The sequence below is a fragment of the Acidobacteriota bacterium genome (genome assembly GCA_016208495.1).
GTDB lineage: Bacteria > Acidobacteriota > Blastocatellia > Chloracidobacteriales > Chloracidobacteriaceae > JACQXX01.
On the sequence record JACQXX010000109.1, the window covers coordinates 39,170 to 57,147 of the forward strand.

Below are 17,978 nucleotides of genomic sequence, written 5' to 3' on the forward strand. Positions count from 1 at the left end.
GTGGCACAGTGGTTGCCCATAGGTACATCGTTCAGTTCGATTGAGGAGACACCGTTTCATTCCCTATAACCTAATTTTGGAGCACAACACAGTATGCGAAACAGAAACTTTTCCCTTCTTGCATTTACCGTCTGGTTTTTGGCGACATTCATCATTACCCCCAATTTCACTGCCCATGCCCAGGGCCCACACGTTCTTCGGACGCCAGATGAACGCAATGTTTTCATTTTGGGCAAAGATAAGCCGACCCGCATCAACGTCAATGACCTGGCTGATGGGGAAACCAAAACGCTGACTGTCAACAACAGCAATATCGCGGTTACCCGCAAGGGCGATAGTCTGACCGTGCTCGTTGATGGCAAAGAAGTGAAGGACCTCGACGGAATGCCCGGCGAAGCCGGCAAACGAGTATTTGTTATGACTGATCACGAAGGTGCCCACCCAATTGATGGCCTTACTGATGGACAGGTCATGATCTTCCGTGAAAAAGATGGCAATGGCGTGGTGAGCAACACCAAACTGATTATCACCAATCAGGGCAAAAACCTTACTGTTTTTCAAAATGATGCCAAAACTGAATACAACGTCGCGGACTTTGCCGAAGGTGAATCCCGAACGATTGTGAGTGGAAAAGCCACGATCACGGCCACTCGCAAAGGCGAAGCGTTTGTCCTGGCCAAGGACGGCAAAGAATTTCCCGCCGAGCCAGTGATGATCCGGATGCGCGGCGACCACTTCAAAGTTGCGGCGCCTGGTGATGCCAAAGAAGGCGACCACAAGTTTGTGTTTGTTGAAAAAATCGAAAAGACCGATGGCCAAACCAAGGTCAGAATGCATGAATCATCCGTCAACGTGATGCTTGATGATTCTCAGGAACTGATGATTCATAACAACGGCCAGGTCCAGAAACATTCCTTGAAAGATATGAATGACGGCGAAACCCGCACCTTCACCTCCGGCAACGACACCATTTTGGTGACCAAAAAAGACGGCCACTTCCAGGTGATGGTCAACAAACAAGGTTCGGTAAACTAATCCCAGAATTTTTGATCGTCTCTCGAAAGATTGCGTGGGGTTTGAGGTTTAAGAACAGGTTCTTGACCTCAAGCCCCCATTTTTTTGCCCAGATACCATCAGCCCGATTCAGGCTTCTCTCTTTAAAGGTATTGTTATGCAAACTGCTCTGATTCCGTTCATTCTGGCCCTTCAGGTGTGTTTTCCAGGCTTGAGTTTTTGTCAGTCACCTGCTCCGGCACAAACCTCCCAGCAACCGTCACCAAATCAACCAGCACCATCCTTGTCCAAAGCTGATCGTGACCGCATTCAAAATCATGGGCAGGAGTTTGTCAGTGCTGTAAGCTCTGGATCACCAGAAACCGCACTCACCACTGCCCAGAAGATTTTTTCCGAGGAGACCCTGACGCGTCTGGGGGCGCCCAAACTCTCCGAAAGTATAGTTTCAAAATACAAAAGCCTGGGCGAACTGGAATTTCACCATGCGGAGTTGATGGAACTTCCAATAGGTGACCGAATCAGCCGGGTGCTGCATGTTTTTGCCAGATCTAAAGCTTCAGGCTGGCTGGACTTTCAATTTCGCGTCGAACCCAATCCACCTTATAGATTGAAAGAACTGGTATTTATCGCCAACGTCGCCGAACCGGTGTACCTGCCAAACGGAGATATTTCCGACGCCACGACGCTCAAATGGCTCAACCAGTACATTGATACACTGATTGAAGCCAATGATCTTTCCGGCAGCGTGTTGATTTCACAAGCCGGAAAACCGCTGTTGGAACGAGCCTTTGGCTTTGCTGATGCCAAACGGACTCAAAAAATCACTCCTGAGACCGGGTTTAACCTTGGCTCAGGCAACAAGATGTTCACGGCCATTGCCATTGCCCAACTGGTTGAGCAGGGCAAATTGAAATACTCTGACCCACTCATTGAGTTTCTTCCTGATTTTCCCGATCCGGCCTTTGCCCGCAAAGTGACCATTCACCACCTGCTCTCGCACACCTCGGGGATCAATGAATACTGGACACCCGAATTTAATCAACAGCGGACTCAGATGAAGGATCTCAAGCAGTTCCTTCCCTGGATTTATAAAGTTGGAACAGGGTTTGAACCCGGAAGCCAGTTTGCCTATAGCAATTCGAACTTCATCCTGGCCGGTCTGATCATCGAAAAAGCCAGTCGGATGGACTATTTTGAGTACATCCGCCAGCATATTTACAAGCCACTGGGAATGACTGCGTCAGATTCTTATCTGATGGATGGATCGGTGCCCAACCTGGCGTCTCCACTGAAAAAGACACCAACCGGGTGGGAATTTGCCCCGCATGGGCGCCGGGGTTCTTCAGCCGGAGGTGGATTTTCCACCCCCCGCGATATTTTAAAATATGCCCGGGGTTTGGCCAGTGGAAAGCTTGTTTCCCCAGCCAGTTTCAAACTCCTGACAACTTCAAAAACCAGAGCGCTCAATTCATCCACCGACTATGGATATGGGTTTATCCTCGAACAGCATGGCATGCTCGCTTCCTACGGCCACGGGGGGATTGCTTCGGGTGTGAATTTTGAATTCCGTCATTTTCCGCAACTTGACCTGACGGTGGTGCTGTTTTGCAACCAGGACAATGGCGCCTATGACGATCTGCGCAAAAACATCATCAAGCTGGTTTCAGGGGTTCGGTAATCCCCGTCAGGGTTCAGGGTTCAGGGTTTGGGGTTCAGGGTTTCGAATTTATGTCCTTTTCGTCCTTTATGTCCTTTATGTCTTTTAAACCTCGAACCCTAAACCCGATTTCAGTGGGATTTTATTTTCTTCCGACTCCCTAAAAGTAAGATGACCATTGTTTCATTCTCTCAGGGGCAATGATGGTGGCATACATCCCACAGCATTCCATGCTGTGGGCAAATGCCGACATGGCCATCATCAATGGGAATTGAGTCCAAATCTGGAGATTGTGGATCCCCATCACCTGACCAAATCGAAACCACCGGCGACTATCGAGCAACATATGCCAGAGCATGGTCACTATCGGTTCAAAGATTGTGGTTCGACGAATCCACTGGTTGGGATAATTTGGATCAAGTCGGCGCAACCAGTAGATTTCATACCCATAGCGAAAATGAACGCGATGCCACCAGTACAATGAAAAAACATGAAGGACTTGTTGCTGCGGTTCTAACACGATCTTTCGTCCATCATCGGTCATTTTACGGTAGAGGAGCGAAGGCGAAAGCGTGCGCCCATACTCGGTTTCATAGTAATACTGATGGAAGACGTCAGCTCGAAAGGCGACATTGTTTGACTGCCACCCGACAGCAGGAAAAGTTTCTGTCGCCGAGCGTTTACCAATAATCCAGCCAAATGTAATCGAAGCGACACTGCGCATCCGTGCGGTGTACGGCTCCAACCCCCGGTGACTGCGAAACAGGGTAATGCCGACCGTGACATCCGCACCCTGGTTGATCCGGCTCACAAGACTGTCGAGCCATTGGGGCATAAGCCACGTGTCGGAATCGCTAAAAGCCAGAATTTCACCCGAAGCCTCGCTGGCACCGAGATTTTTCATTTTGTAATAATGTTCCTGTTCAGACACGACCATTTTTACCCTGTGAAAATCCGTCAACCCCAGCTCCATTTCCTGTAATTCCTGAATTTGTTGGGCCGTGCCGACAATGATGACTTCCACGTGATTGAGCGGGAATGACTGTTGTTTGAGCGTGTCAAGAAACGTCACAAAGGAACCTTCATTGCGTGGGGCGTTGTATCCTTCAACAATGACGGAAACCAGAGGAGGAGGCTGATGTGTCATTTAACAGTGCTCCTGAGCGACATTCATTTTATTTCGAGAGCCTTCCAACACTTTCTGATAAATGGCCAGAAGTTGATGAAGATATGTGTCCTGGCCAAACTTTTCAAGCATGCGCTGGCGACCGGCACGGCCCAGACGTTCAGCCAGCTCCTGATCGGTCAGAATCGTCAATAATCGTTCGGCAAGGATCTGGTCATCACCTGGAGGAACCAGAAAACCGGTTTCACCTTCTTTAACAATCTCAAGCGAGCCTCCGCAGGCCGTTGCAACCACGGCAGTCCCCCGCATCATGGCTTCAGTGGTGATATTGCCAAAGGGTTCAGCCCATCGTGACGGCACAACCTGGACCCAGGCAGAAGCCAGGCGGCAGGCAAGTTCAGATTGAGAAAGATGTCCCAGGAACCGCACGTGATCAGTGAGACGCAATTGGTTCACCAGGTCTATCAGAGACTGTTTTTCTGGACCATCGCCAGCAATCCAAAATTGCAAAAGTGGAAGGCGGGAAATAATTCTGGCCGTGGCTCGAATGGCAACGTCAATGCCTTTTTCTTTTACCAACCGACCAGCGAAGGCAATAATCGGAGGGGAACTCAGCGGCGGGCGCTCGGGCTGGAGCGGCACCAGGTTATGGAGGACCCCGGCGACGTCAATGCCTTCCGCTCTCAACCGCTGCCCGACAGCTTCACTATTGGCAATGATCATTCGAAAATTCATGTGTTGCGCCTGCCACAACTTTAACTGAAGCATCACCGGTACCCAGTCACGCAAGGGCACACACCCCTGTTGATAACAGACCCACCCGGCTTGAAAACCGCAAGATTCACCATTTGGTAAGAGTTTAATTCCCGTTGGACAGATGGGGCGATACCAAACCACATGGTAGAGACTGGGAACAAGATTCAACAACGGAAGAATCAATGGTGAAATCTGACTCAAAAGCATTCGCACATGGACCAGATCAGGCTGAAACTCGTTGAGCACCTGATGCAACCGCCAGTAAGCTGATGGATTTGCGGTCTGAAGGAGGGTTCGAAACCGGGACATGGTTCCAAAACAGTGATAGTCAGCCCTGGATTCAACATTGAGCGGCGCGGCTGAACTCGCAAAGATTCGGGCGTCGTGACCGATGGCTCGCAAAGAGTCCCGGATGGCCAGGGTTTGAATCTCCGCACCCCCAAATGGATAGCTGTAATCGTTCACCAAAAGCACCTTCATACGTTCACTGAAAGCCACAACTGAAATCAGGATGATAAGTACCTTACCGAAAATTTCCAGACATTTTAACCACGAAACACACGAACTACACGAAAAGAATCAAACACTTACCCAATCCAATATCTCAGGAAACTTATGAAAAGGTACTTATCATTGAAGGATCAGGGGTCAGGGTTTTAGGAAAAGACAAAAAGGGCATAAGGGACGAAAAGGACAAAAAAGATGTAAGGACGCTATGGCTTTGAATGGTACCCAATTCGAAAACCCAGAACCCTGGAAGAATGACAGAATGACACAATGCAAGGTGACAGGGGATTTTTTTCATCCCTCATCCCTTGGTTTCGGCCCGGAGCCCTGGACTCCTCACACATATTTAATACCAACTTTCGAGAGGAACTCTTTCGGTGGGACGCTTCCGATCATGGCAAACACAACATCGTTTGGGACCACGGCCAGTTCTTTTTTGCCGCGCACAGATTCCAAAACCACTTCCCCGTCACGGATTTCGCGAATTGCAGCACCAAAATAGGCTTTGACCCGTCCCTTATCAATGCAGTAATAGACCCACATTTTGTTTTCGAGGGTCAGATCTTTCGGAAAGTCAGATCGAACCACCAGCGTTACCTCATTGCCACCTTCCTCTGAAAAAACAACCGTGCCGTCAGGTTGGCGTTTCCCGGCTAAATCAACTGCCGCTTCAACTGCCGAGTTTCCAGCACCGACCACCATGACCTTCTGATTTTGATACTCACTGGCTGTCTTCAGCCGATAGCGAACACGATCCTCAGTTTCACCAGGAACACCGAGTCTTCGTGGCTCCCCAGCATTTCCAATCGCCAAAATCACTTTCCGGACTCGATACCCATCCGGGTTCTTCACGGTTCTCACCAGAAAGAACCCCTCGTTTTTTTCAAGCCCGGTACAGCCTTCAAATTCGTGAATTTTTAACCCAAGCCGAGACACTGAGTCATCCCACCACGAAATCATGCGTTCCTTCAGATCACCTGTTCCCTCTAACTTAATCGGCCCTAATTGAGCATCATCCGGGACAAAAGGATTAAAGGCGACATATTTTCCAGCCGGATATTTCTCGGCAATCGTGGCATAGCGTCGGCCCTGCTCCAATGCCAGATAGCGCACCCCTTTCTCCGCCGCCCGAGCCGTGGCCGCCAGACCTGCCGGGCCAATGCCGATAATCGCCACATCATATTCAACCTCGGGCAGTGGGGGTTGATGACTGAGGAGTTCAACAATTTTGTCAATCGCGGTGCGGCCTTCCCGGATGGCATTTCGAATCAATGGCACTCCCGAAACATCCCCGACCAGGTAAATTCCAGGCACATCGAAGGTTTCAAAGCCTTCGGTGGCACTTTTGCGGAGCGGCTTGGGCGGTTCGCGAATTTCCAGCTTGGTGTTGATCAACACACACGATTGGGGCACGGTTGGGCAGGCTTGCTGACATCCGGTATCCTCCATGCATTGTTCATAATTCACCACCACCGCGTGATGCTCCTGCTCGTCAAAGCCCAGAACATCCTGCGGACAAGCCAAAATACAGGCGTGGCAGCCAATACACGTTTCATAATTGATGATTGGGTGCGGAACTGGTCGCTCTTTGGCCGAAGTTTTGGCGAGTTCCCGCTGCACAGCCGACTCCCAATGATCGGCATAGCGGGTATCGTTAAATTTGGGTCGGGCTTCTTGAAAATCAATCACCTGACCGCTGAGGCGTTGCAAAATCTGGCGGCGGCGAAAGACATCCAGCAACAAAAATCCGGTGGCGGCAACCGGAATCACACTCAAAAACAATGTCCAATCTGTCAGGCACATACCGCCGAACCGGGCGCCCAGCGATGTCCATTCCCAGGCTTTCCCACCCCGATAGGCATCCCCAATCGAAATCACCGGCTTTTCTTTTCCGGGTGGATGAAGCGCCGCAATGACCTGCCGATCTTTGCCATGTTGCGGATGGCACGAGGCACAATCCATTTGAGACGCATTGGCAATCACGTCAAGCTGATGCGAGGTATCAACCCCAAGGGACTGACTATGACACACAGCACATTTGTTTCGGTCAATGGTTCGGATAGCCGCCGGAGTGGCAAAGGAAGTATGACAACTGGAACATTTCCAGTCCTGATTGACAGAAGCCGCCATATGCACCAGATGAAATTGTTCCTTCGGCGAGAGGTATTCCGGCAAAACCATATGTGGATTCAGCGGTTTGGTCCAGATCCAGGTGCCATCCACGATTGGATATCCAATCCCGCCGCCGTGGGGTGCTGTCAGTTTCGTGCCATCGGCTTTGACCGCTTTGGGGTGCCTTGGACGTTCACGATGACAATCCACACACATGCTTCGGGAAACGTGACCGGGTTCAAATTTCAACCCTTTATGTTCGGTATGACAATCGGTACATCCAACCCCAACCCGGTCATGGGGTTCAATGACCTTTGGATTAAAATGGCTGGTCTGATGGCAATCAACACATTGGACCTGCATGCTCCCGTTGCGTGGGTGACACACCGCGCATTTGTTTTCAACCAATCCATTTGCCACCAGTTTATGACGTAACCGGCTCATCACCAGTGGCGATTGATCCACGAGTTCTTCAGCTTTGAGTGAATGTGGGCTGGAAACCGGCCCTGGCGAATACATCTTCTCCCAGGCAAAGATGGCGATAATCACGGCCAGCAGGGTTACGGCACCAACCGTAAACAAGTACCCGCGTGGCCAGGGCAGGGTCAAATCACTGGTGGGAAGCCAGTGAAACCGCCATTTCCCAAGGTAGAGATTGTGTTCCTCAAGCACCGGGTCCGGCTTTTGGGGCCGGAGCACTGATTCGTCGTGAAGTTTTTGCTTATTTTCAATCGCCTGTTTACGGCGTTCCCAAAACACCGTCATGGCTTGTTGAAAGTCTTTTCGATCTTCATCCGGCAAGGCGGTAATCGAAGTCAACAATCCGGCCAGATCACGTTGCAGACGGGCTTTGTTTAAGAGCAGCGTCGAATTTCGCGATGTGGGCTGTACGGGAACGACCTTTCCCTGATAGGACACCTGGAGTGGCGCGCCCTGGACCCGCTGACGGGCCAGCAGTTTCTGTAAATCCGACACCTGAATCATGACCCGTTCGGCGTTTCGATTGGCAGCCGAAACTTCAACCACCCGATGGTGAGCATCAGATGGGCCTAACTGTTCAAAAATAAGGTCAATTTCCTGGATTAATTCACTAAACCATTGATCCATCTGTGGATCTTTGGCCCCAGGCACCACGACCGAATCAAAAAGCAGGTCAATTTCCTGGATCAGGTCTTGAAAGACCTGTTTGATCTCAACCGCACTGGCCGGGCTTTTTCCAGCCACCCGGAGATGAACGGCTTTTTCAGACAGCGGCGCCAGATCAATGGTTGGTGCTTCCTGTGCTTCAGGAGTTATCGCCGGTGCATTCAGGGCAGCGGCGACAATTGCCGCGCCATTTTCTATCATCACCGTTGAAGGTCCTTCTGGCCCAACCAGTCCCGCGTCGGTTAATAACTGAGCTCCCCGATTTCCCGCGGTAAACGAGTCAAAGTACCGTTCGACATCCAGGATCAATTCGTGCTGCTTGACAGTGGTCCGAACCAGAAACACCCCGATCTGAATCATGTCTCCGGTCTCCAGATACACCAGATCCGTGAGTTTCCCATTCACCAGCGTGCCGTTTGATTTGGAAAGATTGGTCAGCCAAAACAACCCCGCGACTTCGCAAATCCCGGCGTGCATTCGTGAAACGGTTGGGTGATTGAGTAGCAAATCGTTTTCAAAGGCGGATCCAATGGTCAACCCATCACGCTCGATGCTTAACTCATAGCGGCCCCAATCCTTTTTGCGAATGACGTAGCGTGAAAGCATGGCGAACCTGGAGGCAAAATGAAGAATGTGATTAGTGGTTAGTGGTTAGTGGTTAGTGGTGCCAGTGAAGAGTTGAAGCCGTTTTGGTTCTCAACCCACGAAGTGGGCGCCGGCTCGTAGCCCAGGGCGAGTCTTCGAGCCCTGGGAATTCGGGTCATTCCCCGCCTTTTCCCCGCCCGGCCAGCCGCCGTAGGCGGCGGCTGGCCGGGCGGGGGTGAAGAGGCAACGGTTTCCCAGGGTTGCACCCTGGGCTACAAGCCTGCCACCCGCTTCGCGGGTTCAAGAACAATTTTCTTTCAAATCAATACCTTACGGAAATTCCAAGAATTTCCAAACAGTCTCTAACCACTAACCACCAATCACTAATCACTAACCACTAATCAACGCCACAGGTAATAAATTACTTGAAAAATATGCGCCAACAACAACACCAGCATAAATGAAGTGGTGATGACATGCGGAGGAAGCCAGAGCCGTAATGCCCGATGAAGGTAAATCAGGGCGTCAATCCGCCGGGCTGTCACGGCGGCTTCGACAATCCGCTTGAAAATCACCTGTTCTGATTTGGTTTTGAGCCTGGTTTGATCTGCCTGAAAAACCCAGGTCATGGCTTCCAATAATACATCCAGCGGCTCCCGATAGAGATAATTGCGAAATAAAAATGAAAGGGAGGTGGTGAGTTTCAGGACCCGGTCACGTGCTGGAAGAAAGTATTGAAGAAAATCTGATTCGGTTTGATGCTCCCGCGCCTGACATTGGGCGGTTTCAAGCAAATCGGCGATTTCCTGATAGAGTTCTTCCCGGCGACGGACCAAATCCTCAAGCAATAAAGGCTCTTCTTCGATTTGGGTCAACAATCGCGGGCCAAGTTGATAGATCAGGATACCCACCAACCCGGTTAAAATCACCAGATCAAACGATATCATCAATGCCGTGGTCAGCAAACCACCTAAACTGGTGCCTCCGTGGAGTAAAATCACCAGCCCGGCAATCACTCCGGCATACGTATGGCCAAGCATCCAGTAGCGAAGTGGTCCAACCCGGTGTTTCCAAATCTGGCGTCTGATTGGGTAGGTCATCACCACCGCAATTCCAAACAAACCCACACATCCCGAGATCCAGCGCAGGTTCATCCAGCTTGTTCCCCACAGCGGCGTCCCCAAGCCATATTCAACAATGCCTGAAACGATACTGCCACACATGAGAATCGTCATCACAATTCCAGCCAGATGGGCCCTGCGCTTCAGGACATCAACCTGTGCCGTATTCCCAACCAGCGTGGTTTCTTCACTCGTTCGAAAGGCTTTGCCGGTAATAGCCCCTAACTCTTCAAAATACTGAGTGGGCGAGACGCGCATCAGTGCCCCAGTCGGGCAATTTTCCTCACAACTATACTTGTGGTCCGAATAGAGGGCTGCGCCAGTGGTATCCGTTGGGTTGAGCGGTGTTCCTGTACAGAGGTTGCATTTAATCGCAACCAGATCCTCGACCGATGTGACCAGCTTTGGGGGTTCCACCTTCAGACCGAGTCGGTGAAGCCAGTCGTGGAGGGTGTTTGGGTTCCGGGTTCCGGGTTCCGGGTTCCGGGTCTGTTTTCCTTGTGTCCAGCCAATCAATGAAAAAATTGATGTACTGGAAAACGACGACGATGAGGATTTCCCGCCACCGGATGGGCTTTTCGGCACAGGCGCGCCAGATTGAGAAGCTCGGGGAGCCGATAAAATCGGCAGCGTCGCCTTGGGTTTGGCGGGAGGTTTGGGCGGGGCTAATTCACTGCGTGGAATCAACGAAATCGCATTGTATGGGCATTGCGTGGCGCAATCCCCACACCCGATACACAGTTTGGTATCAATATCTACTTTGCCTCCGGCAAATCGAGCAATAGCCCCTGTCGGGCAACCCGTGAGGCACTCCGGATCTTTACAATGCAAACAAACGGCTGGAGACAACAAATTCTGAGTTCGGGTTGACATCAGTGTTGCCTGTGGCCGAACAAAATGAATCCCCCGGCGGGTCAACCGTGAATGGTGATGCACCATGTGACAGGCTCGTGAGCAGTTTCCACACCGCACACACAGATCCATATCCATCAAGAGCAAATTGGTGGCATCAGACAGACCCTTATCCAATATTCGCGCCTGGGCCTGCTGAACTTCAGGGGTGAACGTCAGAGAGTCTCCGGGTTGAATCGGGGTCCCAACCGAAGCATATGGAATAAAAGCCCGCCGCACAGCGGCCAGCAATTCGGGCCGGGTTTTCAGTTCGGTCACGGGGATTTCCAAAACTTCGGTTCGGCTGAGCGTAACCACCTTGTAGGGCCACCGGGCTTCGGGATATTCCAATACATTCAGCCCCAAACAATGCCCTGGCCCCAAAAAATCAGCGAAATCATCCCCTTGATCGCGACGATCTGGCGCAATTCGCTTGACCCAGCCTTCTTTGATCAGAATCAATTGCTCGACTGAACTGCCTTCCCGACACAGGTCATGCCCGCGTGCCAAAACGGTAAATTCAGCAATATCAACCAGTTGATCACGAACCTCAGCCGGTATGGCCAGCGCGGTCAAAGCAAACTCACGTCCCTTATTGCGGTACGTCAGGTCCAGTGCCGTTCCGAATTTTTGGAGCTTCCGCAAAATCCGCAGGGCCGGGCGCTGCACTTCGAGCACGGTCATTCCCTGCTGAGCATGGGCCTTGACGGTATAGGTCTGGGAGGTGCCGGACAAAACCGCCATTTCCCCAAACGGGCGGCCTTTTCCAACTTCACCAATCGGTTCAACTCGTCTGTCTATAAAGACTTGAGCCAGGCCATCAACCACAATGAAAAACGTATTGGTTTCCCATTCACCTTGTTTGAGGACTTCGGCGCCAGGTGGATAAACCAGCAGCCTGAAATAGGGCCCGACCTTCTTTCCAGGACCATAATTGCGACCATAAAGTGCTACCTCCAGGTCAACTCCAAATTTGTACCCAAGTCCTGGCTCGACTTCGGCCAGTTCCTCCAAAGCACTGATGGATTTAATCGCTCCAAGAATGGTGTGGTGATCTTTAATTTCCTGCGGCTGGGAAATATCACTCATAAAGAACAAGCTCCGGGGGCGTCCCAATTCACAACAAAGGATTCATATCACACCGCACCCCAAGTACCCACTCTGGGTAACGGCCTGGTTGGATCGCTTTCAGATGGAAGGAAAAGAGTCTACCAGTCAAACCTCAGACACCACTGATTGCTCAGAATGTTACCTTACCATACAACCCTGGTGTTGGCTTATTTAGGGAAATGAGAATCTGATGCGGGGGAAGAATTTTATTTTGGGATAGGAACGAAGTGAAAAATTGTGTCCAAATCGAGCGGGGACTATAGCAGCAGTCGTGCATTTTGTGGCAAAAGAAGAGCTGTTGAAACGAGACGGGTTACTGGAATTTACCGATCTTCCACAAAGATAAATAAATCCTGTGTCGCGGCAGGAATTTTTTGAGAAGTAATTGGTACTAAAATTATTACTTTACTTTGATCAAACCAGAAACTGCCTGCCCGCTATTCCCTGCCGCATCCTGAGCGGTCACTCGAATTCGGGCCGCTTTAGCTTTGGAAAGGGTCGAGGGTACATCCCAGGTGTAGACCTGAACCATTCCTGAAAGTCCCGTCACAATCACTTCATCAAAGGTTGCACCGTCAGCCGCATACTGAAGATCCTGGGCCATGACGCCGACGTTGTCGGTTGAACTCCAGGTAATTGAAACCGGTTTACCGCGCTTGAGCTTGGATGGAACCCCAATTGACGACACCGTTGGTGGTTGCGTATCGGGCGGGGACAAGACGCGAAAACTGGTTACCGCCTGATTATTCGCCCGATTGGCATCTTCGATAATGCCCGCCACATCAGCCATCACACTCACAAACACGGGTCCAGGTCTGGTACTGCCCGGAATCGAAAACGTCAATGAAAGCGGTAGCCGAGTCCCAGGGTTGATGGGTTGGGTCTGGACCAGTCCAAGGGTAATATCATCCTCGTCAATTTGAGGATCCGTTGAAAACACGATCCGGTTGGTCACGGCATCGGCCCGGAAGTTTCCAACATTGTGCAGATCAAACGTCAAGGTCACGCGCTCTCCAGCCAGTCTGGCGGGTGGATCAACCTGCAGGTTTTCAGGTGTCAAATCTGGTCGTGGAGCGTGCGGGTTGGTGGCAAGTTGAAACATTGCGCGACCATAGGTGGCCGCATAAATCACCCCGGTTCTGGCGTTGGCGGTCAAATCAGTCACCACCACATTTGGCAGGCCATAACTGAACGGCACCCACGATTCGCCGCGATTGCGGCTTCGATAGACACCAATATCGGTGCCGACATACACCGTTGAACTATCGGTGGGATCAATCAGCACCACATTGGCTGGAATATTTGGCAGCGTCTGACTGACATCCCGAAAGGTCAAACCACCGTCGGTGGTTTTAAAGACGTGGCCAGTTCCAAACCCTGAGACCACCACAAAAGCGACATTGGGATCAGCCGGATCAATCGTTACCCGGCGAATCACCCGATCAGGGATTCCAGCCACCCGGTTGAAGGTCGCCCCGCCATCCGTTGAACGACTCAGCACGCCATCACTTGAACCGACATACACCAGGCTCGGGTTGAGCCTCGTCACCGCAATCGCTGAAATGGTGCCGAGCGGTGTTGAGGTCAAATCCTGTTCTGAAGTCCGGGCCCAGTGGCGGCCCATATCTTCAGTGCGCCAGAGCCGATACGTTCCAAAATACAGCGCCTTTGGATTGATTGGGTCAATCACAATTGGAGCATAAAACGAGGCCCGTTCACGGCTGAATGTCTCTGGAATTGTCAGGTCAACAAAACTATTGCCACCATTGAGCGACCGCAAGATACTGGTGTAAATATAGGTTGTGTAAACAGTTTGTGGGTTTTCATAGTCAACGACGGTATAGCCGCCATCGCCATAGCTCACCTGCTGCCAGACCAGGCTTCCAGTGTTTTTCAGCGTGCCGTTATCCTGGGTGCCGCCAAACATGATGTTCGGGTCAGTCGGGTGTAGGGCCAGACCAACGTGCTGGGTCAGTGCCAGATTGCCGTTGATATCGGCAAAGCTCAGCCCCGCATCACGAGATTGGTAAATGCCGCCATCACACCCAAAATACACGATGTTTGGGTCAACCGGGTCAAACGCAATTGCATGCTGGTCAGGATGGATATTCCCCACACCAACCACCAGATTTGACCAGGAACGACCTCCGTCCATTGATTTGATGACGTCAATTTCTCCCAGGTAAATCACCATCGGATCATTGGGCGCCACCGCAATATAGTGGTCATACCAGCATTGCAACCCACAGAAAATGCTGCTGTTCGGCAACAACACCCAGGTTTCGCCGCTGTCGGTTGATTTGTAGACACCGAAATATTGTGCCGTTCCCAAAATCGAGGCATAGAGAATATTGGGTGAGGAAGGCGCAATGGCCAGCCGCATTCGGCGAATCAACGGCAACGGTGGCAATCCAGTTGACTTGAGCTGCCACGTTTTTCCGCCGTCCGTGGATTTATACACACCATTGTCTGATGAACCCGGATATGAAGCGGCGGCATAGACCACATTGCCATCCAGCGGGTTAATGGCCAGATCGTGGATACCGCTGACTTCGGTCAGTTGGAGCGTTCGCGTCCAGGTTTTTCCACCATTGGTTGTCAGCCAGACACCCGTTGGCTGAATGTCACCGGTTTCAGTATCCCGCGACGAAGCCACGCCGATCCAGACAATATCCGGGTTTTTAGGATGGATAATCACCTTGGAAATCGCGGCATATTCCAGCTCGGCAAACGCCAGATGCTCCCAGGTCGCGCCAGCATCGGTGGATTTCAACACACCGGCGCCAAAGTAACGCGGCTGATTCAACACGTTGACGTGATTGACATCACCTGTTCCAACATAGAGCACGTTCGGATCCGCTTTGGCAATTGCAATCGCCCCCGCCGTCAACGACGGCTCAAAGTCGGTCAGGGGCGTCCAGCTTGCGCCTCCGTTTTCAGTCTTCCAGACACCGCCGGTCGCCGAAGCGATATAAATCACCTGCCGGTTGGTCGGATGCACGGCAATTCCGCTGATTCGCCCAGAAACGTTTCCCCACTCTGGCGGAAGTGACTTCGCTGGGGCGGGTCCAATCGAACGCCATTCATTCCCGGCAATCGTGCGGGATTCACCAAGGGTGGCTTCAACGCGCTGACGTTCACGAATGGCTTTGACCCGCGCTCCGGTTGGAATTGAATTGGTCGGATACAGTCGCTCCTGCCAGAACCAGTCGGCTCTTGCTTCCGGGTCATCTTCAAAGACAGTTTGACCTGATTGAAAGGGTTTTGGCTCCTGTTGCGCCTGAATGGTTTGCACCGGATTCAAATAACAAAGCCATCCACCGATAAGTCCGACAACTGGAATCAACCACCTGACCTGAAGAAACCAGATATGAACCACTTTTAAAATATTGGACTTCCGCATAAAACTGGATATTTCTCGAATAAAATAGCGTGGGATTTTTTATAAAAGACGTGCAACCATAGCCGATCCAGGTGGAAAGACTCAAGGATGCTTTGGCAGCCGGCTCTGTGGTACTCTTTCGCCATCCCAGTTTTGCCATCAATCACTTTGATTCACCTACATTCTGCGTCGAGCTAACCAACTTTCTTAAAGATTAAAAGAAAGGTACCAAAACATGGAAGAAACGATCTCCCGTGACGACTATGACAGTCCCTGGAAAGAAGCACTTGATGAATATTTTAAGGATTTTCTGGAATTGCTGTTTCCCATGGTCCATGACGGAATTGACTGGAGTATTCCTCCTCAGTCACGTGACAAAGAACTTCAGAAAGTGACAGCCACCGCTCAACAGAGGCGGCAGGTAGCTGATAAGCTGAAGGAAGTACAAACCCTTGATGGAAGAACGAGATGGGTGCTCATTCACATCGAAGTTCAGAGCCAATGGGAAGCCGACTTTGCCAAGCGGATTTTCCGATTTGACGCCCGGATATATGATGAATTTGATAAACAAGTCATCAGTCTGGTGGTACTTGGCGATGGATTACCAGACTGGAAGCCAAGCCAGTTTGGCTGGTCATTCTGGGGATATGAGATGAAAGTTCGGTTTCCTATCGTGAAACTGATCAACTTGCATGCTGAAGGACTCGAACAAAGTCAAAATCGGTTTGCGCCCATTGTGCTCGCCCATCTCAAAACCATGGAGACGAAAAACGAAGCTCAAACCCGGCGCGAATGGAAGTTTCGAATTGTCCGCTCACTCTATGAGCGAGGCTATTCGGCTGAAGATGTGCGAAAATTGTTTCGCATTGTAGATTGGTTTATGCAGTTACCTGAAGAACTTGAGCGCAAGTTTCAGGCAGATTTAGAAGAATATGAGGAGCAACATCATATGCCATACATTACCAGCATCGAACGAATGGCCGAAGCTCGTGGCGAAGCTCGTGGCGAAGCTCGTGGCGAAGCTCGTGGCGAAGCTCGTGGCGAAGCTCGTGGCGAAGCTCGTGGCGAAGCCCGTGGCGAAGCTCGTGGTTTAGTTAAAGGTCGAATTCAGTCCAAAATCGAAACGCTTCTGATGACGCTTGATGCCCGTTTCGGCACACTTCCACCAGCTCTGGTTGAAAAAATTCAGTCCATTGATGATGAACCACAGCTCACCAGCCTCCAACGAACGGCGGTTTTAGTGACAACCCTTGATGAATTCACCACTGAGCTTGGAAAATAAAGGCATGGTCAGTACCACCCGTGTGAGCGGGCGGGCTCTCAATCCTTAATTTCAGATCAACCGCCTGAAGGCGGAACTCTCAACAAAAACCTCCACTTACGAAGGATGCCAGACCGTGTCTGTTTCGAACCTCAACAACCCTGAAGTCCTTGAACTTGTCCGTGACACCGCCGAATATATCCGCTATCTGAAAACGCTTGGGGTGTCACACCTTGGCGGTGCCGCCGACATCCCCGTTGATGTGCCGGCACCTCGACCGAAAGTCCAGGAACTGCCACCTCAAACATCATTGCTGAGAGAGGAATTGCCAGCCAGCAAACCATTACCTGACCCAGTTTCCGTGCAGGTTCAGGAAGCCCCACCCGCACCAGTTCAAGCCGAATCAACGATAACTGTATCTATTGAGCCAGCTTCCCTTCCCGAACCTGCCCTTCTGGAATCACTTCCGACGCTTCCTCCAATCGAAGTGCCGCCCATTGTTTCATCAACCATTCCCCCTGCCCCGCCAGTGGATCAATCCGAATCATCGCAACCTGAACCAGTTCCGGAGATTCCCACCATGCGCCTGATCAAAGTCACACCAGCGGCTTCAACAAAAAGTACCGCCAAATCAAAACCACAAGTCTCATTGTTTGATATGTTTGATGCTGAACCCGAACCACCAGCACCGGCAGCGGCAGCGCCCGTGCCTGAACCACAGGACGCCTGTTTGCAGGATATCCGTGATGAAATTGGCGATTGTCAGCGGTGCAAACTGGCCTCGGGCCGTCACCATATTGTCTTCGGCGATGGAAATCCACATGCCAGACTGGTTTTTGTTGGTGAAGCTCCCGGTGCAGATGAAGACGCCAGCGGTGTGCCGTTTGTCGGGCGGGCCGGTCAACTCCTCAACAAAATCATCGAAGCCATCGGCATGAAACGGGAAGATGTCTATATCTGCAACGTGGTCAAATGCCGTCCACCCGAAAACCGAACGCCGGAACGCGACGAAATTGACGCCTGTCAGGGCTTCCTGCATCGCCAACTGGCGATCATCAAACCAAAAATCATTGTTTCGCTTGGGGCACCAGCAGCCTTCACGCTACTCGGAGATTCCCGCATCGGACGCATCAGTGAAATTCGCGGCAATTTCTATGATTATCGGGGAACGCCACTGATGATCACATTTCATCCGGCGTATTTGCTCCGAACTCCTGAAAAAAAACGCGAAGTATGGGAGGACATGAAAAAAGTTCGCGCCTTCTTGCGTGGCGAACTCAAACTTGAATAGCGTTTTAGGAGAAACTCTC

Annotated in this window: 9 protein-coding genes; 4 read left to right on the forward strand and 5 right to left on the reverse strand. The window is 51.2% G+C overall.

What is annotated here, in order from left to right; genetic code table 11:
- Window positions 1-93 precede the first annotated feature (93 nt).
- The gene (locus HY774_22305; GenBank protein ID MBI4751221.1) at window positions 94-1,035 is read left to right on the forward strand and encodes a hypothetical protein; all 942 of its coding nucleotides are present in this window, start codon (window positions 94-96) and stop codon (window positions 1,033-1,035) included.
- 136 nt (window positions 1,036-1,171) lie between these two features.
- On the forward strand, window positions 1,172-2,692 hold the full coding sequence (locus tag HY774_22310; GenBank protein MBI4751222.1) for a beta-lactamase family protein: 1,521 nt from the start codon (window positions 1,172-1,174) through the stop codon (window positions 2,690-2,692).
- 139 nt (window positions 2,693-2,831) lie between these two features.
- On the opposite strand, the gene HY774_22315 is transcribed toward HY774_22310, so the two are convergent.
- The 5 genes from HY774_22315 to HY774_22335 all read right to left on the reverse strand — a co-directional run bounded on the left by HY774_22315 (window position 2,832) and on the right by HY774_22335 (window position 15,428).
- On the reverse strand, window positions 2,832-3,818 hold the full coding sequence (locus HY774_22315; GenBank protein ID MBI4751223.1) for a glycosyltransferase family 2 protein: 987 nt from the start codon (window positions 3,816-3,818) through the stop codon (window positions 2,832-2,834).
- Window positions 3,819-5,033 (reverse strand): glycosyltransferase family 4 protein, encoded by a 1,215-nt coding sequence (locus HY774_22320; GenBank protein MBI4751224.1) that lies wholly within the window; start codon window positions 5,031-5,033, stop codon window positions 3,819-3,821.
- A 363-nt stretch (window positions 5,034-5,396) separates the two neighbouring features.
- Entirely contained in the window at window positions 5,397-8,924 is a 3,528-nt protein-coding gene (locus HY774_22325; protein ID MBI4751225.1) for an NAD(P)-binding domain-containing protein, read from the reverse strand.
- 380 nt (window positions 8,925-9,304) lie between these two features.
- On the reverse strand, window positions 9,305-12,004 hold the full coding sequence (locus HY774_22330; protein MBI4751226.1) for a cyclic nucleotide-binding domain-containing protein: 2,700 nt from the start codon (window positions 12,002-12,004) through the stop codon (window positions 9,305-9,307).
- A 421-nt stretch (window positions 12,005-12,425) separates the two neighbouring features.
- Window positions 12,426-15,428, reverse strand: coding sequence for a hypothetical protein (locus HY774_22335; protein ID MBI4751227.1), 3,003 nt, complete (start codon window positions 15,426-15,428; stop codon window positions 12,426-12,428).
- Between the two features lie 214 nt (window positions 15,429-15,642).
- Between HY774_22335 and HY774_22340 the strand changes: the two genes are divergently transcribed.
- Window positions 15,643-16,689: a hypothetical protein gene (locus HY774_22340; GenBank protein ID MBI4751228.1), complete on the forward strand. Its 1,047-nt coding sequence runs from the start codon at window positions 15,643-15,645 to the stop codon at window positions 16,687-16,689.
- A 559-nt stretch (window positions 16,690-17,248) separates the two neighbouring features.
- Window positions 17,249-17,959, forward strand: coding sequence for a uracil-DNA glycosylase (locus HY774_22345; protein ID MBI4751229.1), 711 nt, complete (start codon window positions 17,249-17,251; stop codon window positions 17,957-17,959).
- The last annotated feature ends 19 nt before the right edge of the window (window positions 17,960-17,978 follow it).

Bases quoted from the DNA above. Each gene is read 5' to 3' on its own strand.
- HY774_22340 (MBI4751228.1), top strand. From the start codon at position 15,643: ATGGAAGAAACGATCTCCCGTGACGACTATGACAGTCCCTGGAAAGAA.
- HY774_22345 (MBI4751229.1), top strand. From the start codon at position 17,249: ATGCGCCTGATCAAAGTCACACCAGCGGCTTCAACAAAAAGTACCGCC.
- HY774_22320 (MBI4751224.1), bottom strand. From the start codon at position 5,033: ATGAAGGTGCTTTTGGTGAACGATTACAGCTATCCATTTGGGGGTGCG.
- HY774_22325 (MBI4751225.1), bottom strand. From the start codon at position 8,924: ATGCTTTCACGCTACGTCATTCGCAAAAAGGATTGGGGCCGCTATGAG.
- HY774_22335 (MBI4751227.1), bottom strand. From the start codon at position 15,428: ATGCGGAAGTCCAATATTTTAAAAGTGGTTCATATCTGGTTTCTTCAG.
- HY774_22330 (MBI4751226.1), bottom strand. From the start codon at position 12,004: ATGAGTGATATTTCCCAGCCGCAGGAAATTAAAGATCACCACACCATT.
- HY774_22315 (MBI4751223.1), bottom strand. From the start codon at position 3,818: ATGACACATCAGCCTCCTCCTCTGGTTTCCGTCATTGTTGAAGGATAC.
- HY774_22310 (MBI4751222.1), top strand. From the start codon at position 1,172: ATGCAAACTGCTCTGATTCCGTTCATTCTGGCCCTTCAGGTGTGTTTT.
- HY774_22305 (MBI4751221.1), top strand. From the start codon at position 94: ATGCGAAACAGAAACTTTTCCCTTCTTGCATTTACCGTCTGGTTTTTG.